6 protein-coding genes are annotated in these 4475 nt (G+C 47.8%); 4 read left to right on the forward strand and 2 right to left on the reverse strand.

Annotated elements, in window-relative coordinates; translation table 11 throughout:
* Both STRDD11_RS12870 and guaA read right to left on the reverse strand, forming a co-directional pair.
* A partial coding sequence (locus tag STRDD11_RS12870) for an amino acid permease (protein ID WP_128837661.1) occupies positions 1-258 on the reverse strand: 258 nt, incomplete at its 3' end.
* 267 nt (positions 259-525) lie between these two features.
* Positions 526-2088 carry a glutamine-hydrolyzing GMP synthase gene (gene guaA, locus STRDD11_RS12875; protein ID WP_128837636.1) on the reverse strand — a complete coding sequence of 521 codons (1563 nt, stop codon included), beginning with the start codon at positions 2086-2088 and terminating at the stop codon, positions 526-528.
* Between the two features lie 263 nt (positions 2089-2351).
* Here guaA and STRDD11_RS12880 point away from each other — a divergent pair, with 263 nt between their 5' ends.
* The 4 genes from STRDD11_RS12880 to STRDD11_RS12895 form a co-directional block, all read left to right on the forward strand.
* A complete protein-coding gene (locus STRDD11_RS12880) occupies positions 2352-3050 on the forward strand; it encodes a GntR family transcriptional regulator (protein WP_128837637.1) in 699 nt (232 codons plus the stop codon).
* A 168-nt stretch (positions 3051-3218) separates the two neighbouring features.
* The gene (locus tag STRDD11_RS12885) at positions 3219-3551 is read left to right on the forward strand and encodes a putative DNA-binding protein (RefSeq protein ID WP_164828503.1); all 333 of its coding nucleotides are present in this window, start codon (positions 3219-3221) and stop codon (positions 3549-3551) included.
* 2 nt (positions 3552-3553) lie between these two features.
* On the forward strand, positions 3554-3769 hold the full coding sequence (locus tag STRDD11_RS12890) for a 2-oxoglutarate:acceptor oxidoreductase (RefSeq protein ID WP_128837639.1): 216 nt from the start codon (positions 3554-3556) through the stop codon (positions 3767-3769).
* Between the two features lie 27 nt (positions 3770-3796).
* Positions 3797-4475: signal recognition particle receptor subunit alpha (locus STRDD11_RS12895; protein WP_206512724.1), on the forward strand; the 679-nt coding region annotated here is incomplete at its 3' end.

Genomic DNA, 4475 nt, shown 5'->3' on the forward strand with positions numbered 1-4475 from the left:
GAAGAAAGCCAGCTGCTTCGTTGAAGTGTGTTTTATCCAATCGCTGACCCCGCCTTCGCTGTCTTTGAAGGTGGAGCCCAGCTGACCAACCATGAGAGTATAGGGAACAAAGTAGATAATAAGCAGCACAATCCAGGACGTAATGACGACAATCCCCTGCTGTGCAAAGTTATTCACTACATTGCCCAAGCTCCAGGTAATGTTGAAAGCAATCAGGGCAATCATCAGCCAGCTAATCTGTTTAGAATCTTTTTCCATACAGCTTCCTCCTTTCGCTTTCTCACTTATCTGAGAAAGCATACCACACTTTAAAAATAAAGATAGAACTTTTCAATTTTTATTATAACATTTTAAGCGCAAAAGATAAAGCGCTTACATTTATTTTTCTCATATTTTTATATTAATGTTTGAGGAAGAGAAACTGCAGTAGAAAGAACAGTAAAAGCCCCTGAAATCAAGGGCTTTACTGGAAAACGGCTCAAATCAGCTGTTTTGATTGGTGTAGGCTGACAGGAATAATCCGTCTTATTCCCACTCCACTGTTGCAGGCGGTTTGCTGGTGATATCGTAGACGATGCGGTTGACGTGATCGACTTCATTGACAATGCGGACGGAGATTTTCTGCAGGACTTCCCAAGGGATTTTGGCAAAGTCAGCTGTCATGCCGTCAATAGAAGTGATAGCACGGATGGCAATGGTATAGTCGTAGGTCCGGCCGTCCCCCATGACACCGACAGAGCGAACACCCGTATTGACAGTGAAATACTGCCAGATGTCGCGGTCCAGCCCAGCCTTGGCAATTTCTTCGCGGAGAATGGCATCCGATTCGCGGACCGTTTCCAGTTTTTCCTCTGTGATTTCGCCCATGACGCGGATAGCAAGACCTGGACCTGGGAATGGCTGGCGCCAGACGATTTCATCCGGCATGCCAAGCTCTGTCCCCAAGGCACGGACTTCGTCCTTGTAGAGCGTATTGAGGGGCTCGATCAGCTGGAACTGCATGTCTTCTGGCAGGCCGCCCACATTATGGTGCGACTTAATGGTCTGCGCTGTGTCGGTTCCAGACTCGATGACATCGGTATAGAGCGTACCCTGAGCCAGAAACTTCACATCTTTAAGCTTGCTGGCTTCGTCGTCAAAGACATAGACAAATTCATTGCCGATGATTTTGCGCTTTTGCTCAGGATCCGAAACGCCGGCTAATTTATCAAGGAAACGATTGGCAGCATCCGCTTTGACAATATTGAGACCGAACTTGCCGCCCAGCATCTCCATGACCTGATCCGCTTCGCCTTTGCGGAGCAGTCCGTGGTCCACAAAGATACAGATGAGCTGGTCGCCGATGGCTTTCTGCAGCAGCACGCCGACCACGGAAGAATCAACACCGCCGGAAAGCCCCAGCAGGACTTTCTTGTCTCCTACCGTCTGGCGGATTTTCTTGATTTCCATGTCAATGAAATTATCCATGGACCAATCGCCCTTAGCCCCGCAGACAGTCAGGGCAAAATTGCGCAGAATATCATAGCCGAACTCAGAATGACGCACTTCCGGGTGGAACTGAATACCGTAAATCTTCTTTTCAGCATTTTCAATAGCCGCAAAAGGACAGTCAGCTGAAGTACCGGTCCGCAGGAAACCGTCCGGAATCTCCGTCACCGCATCACCGTGGCTCATCAGGACCAGCTGCTGATCAGGGGTAGCGGCAAAAAGCTTAGAATCAGCAGTATGAGTGAGGGTAGACTGGCCGTATTCACGGTTGCCGGCATGGCCTGCCGGCACCACCTTGCCGCCCAGCTTGTGAGTCAGCAGCTGCATGCCGTAGCAAATCCCCAGAATGGGAATCCCCAGCTCAAAAATTTCCGGATCAATATCAAAGGAACCTGACTCATAGACAGAGTTGGGGCCTCCAGAGAGGATAATGCCGACAGGATGGATGGCACGAATCTCAGCGGCGCTGATCTTGTGGCTTTTGAGCTCAGAAAAAACACCGATTTCACGGATACGGCGCGAAATCAGCTGATTGTACTGACTGCCGTAGTCCAGCACGATGATTTTTTCGACATCTTGCAATTCAGTTGTAGGGGTCATCTTTTTCCTTTCTTAAAAGAAGTATCTTTCCTCTCATTTTATCACAAAAAGGGAATTTTTCCAAGGTCATAAAAGCTAATAAACTGCCAAAAGCGATTGAATAGTCCAAAATAAGAGGGCTTATTCGATAAGAAAAAACCTCTTCTCTAGAAATAGTGATTTTATGCAGATTTTCTAGTACTTTAGTTTGACTTTTGAACTATTTGGTACTAAAATAAAGTGAAGCGAAAAAAACGCGAGGAAATCAAGAAAGAAGAATCCAGATGTTACCTGCATATATGAAAATCCATGACCAGCTCAAGAAGGAAATTGACGAAGGAATCTGGGAAATCGGCGAGCGCCTGCCCAGCGAAAGAGATCTGGCAGAACGATTTGAGGTCAGCCGGATGACGCTGCGTCAGGCCGTCACTCTTTTGGTAGAAGAAGGCGTACTGGAACGGCGAGTCGGCAGCGGAACCTATGTGGCCAGCACACGCGTTCAGGAAAAGATGCGCGGTACCACCAGTTTTACCGAAATCATGAAGTCACAGGGCAAAACACCGTCCAGCCAGCTGATTTCCTACCGCCGTACCCTGCCCAGTGAGCAAGAAGTGGAAAAGCTGGGCATCCATAAGACGGAAAATGTTATCCGAATGGAGAGGGTCCGCTATGCCGATGACCTGCCAGTTGTTTATGAAGTGGCCTCCATTCCTGAGAAGTTCATCAAAAATTTTAAGAAAGAAGAGGTTACCAGCCATTTCTTCCAGACTCTGCAGGAGCATGGTTACAAGATTGGCAAGTCCCAGCAGACGATTTATGCCCGTCTGGCCAAGGAAAAAATCGCCAATTATCTGGAAATCCCCCGAGGACAGGCCATTCTGGGTCTGACCCAGATTTCCTATCTGGACGACGGTACGGCCTTTGAGTATGTTAAAAGCCAATATGTCGGCGAACGTTTTGAGTTTTATCTGGAAAATAATTGAATAATGCCCATTCCCCTTGGCAAGCCGCCAGGGGTTTTTAGTTTGTCTGAGTCCGACTGGCAGGCCGCTGTTTATCTGCCCATAGCTGTCAAAATATTTTTTCTCCATTGGCCTTTATTTCCCTTGTCAGACTAGAGTTTATCACGCTTTTTTGGTATAATGTTTCTTATGGAAATTGAAAAAACAAACCGAATGAATGCTCTCTTTGAGTTTTATGCGGCACTTCTGACCGACAAGCAGATGAACTATATCGAGCTCTACTATGCAGACGACTACAGTCTCGCTGAGATTGCTGAGGAGTTCGGTGTCAGCCGTCAGGCCGTCTATGACAATATCAAGCGGACAGAGAAGATTCTGGAAGACTATGAGAAAAAGCTGCACATGTACTCGGACTACATCGTCAGAAGCCAGATATTGGACCAGATGACAGAGAAATATCCGGACGACAGCTATCTGCAGGATCAGCTGTCTATCCTGTCCAGCATTGACAATCGGGAGTAACTTTGGAGAAACAAGTCAAATACAAAGGAATGCCCTGCTGGCTGTTAGAGGCGAAAGAGCCTTTTCCTGCCAGAGTGCAGCTCATCTCCCCGGACGATCTTTCTAAAGCGATACAGGAAGGCTTTAGCTGCTGGGGATACCCAAATGAGATCATGAAAGAAGTCTCTGCTGAGGAATATAATTGTTTAGCTTGTTTTGGACGATTTCCACCGAATTGAATGAAATAGAAACTAGGAGAACTAAAAATGGCATTTGAAAGTTTAACAGAACGTTTACAGAACGTCTTTAAAAACCTGCGCAAAAAGGGAAAAATCTCAGAGAGTGATGTTCAGGAGGCGACCAAAGAGATCCGCCTGGCCCTCTTAGAAGCCGACGTTGCCCTGCCGGTGGTCAAGGACTTCATCAAGAAAGTCCGCGAACGGGCAGTCGGACATGAGGTCATCGATACGCTCAATCCAGCCCAACAGATTATCAAGATTGTCGATGAAGAGCTGACAGCCGTCTTGGGCTCTGATACGGCAGAGATTAGCAAGTCACCAAAAATCCCGACCATTATCATGATGGTTGGTCTGCAGGGTGCTGGTAAGACCACCTTTGCCGGCAAGCTGGCCAATAAGCTCAAGAAAGAAGAAAATGCCCGTCCCTTGATGATTGCGGCCGATATTTACCGGCCGGCAGCCATCGACCAGCTGAAGACACTGGGTCAGCAGATTGAGGTACCGGTCTTTGCTCTGGGCACGGAAGTTCCGGCAGTGGAGATTGTCCGTCAAGGTCTGGAGCAGGCCAAGGCCAACCACAATGACTATGTCCTGATTGATACGGCCGGCCGTCTGCAGATTGACGAAAAGCTCATGCAGGAGCTGTCAGATGTCAAAGCGCTGGCTAATCCAAATGAAATCCTGCTGGTCGTTGATGCCATGATTG

It is taken from the genome of Streptococcus sp. DD11 (genome assembly GCF_001578865.1).
GTDB lineage: Bacteria > Bacillota > Bacilli > Lactobacillales > Streptococcaceae > Streptococcus > Streptococcus panodentis.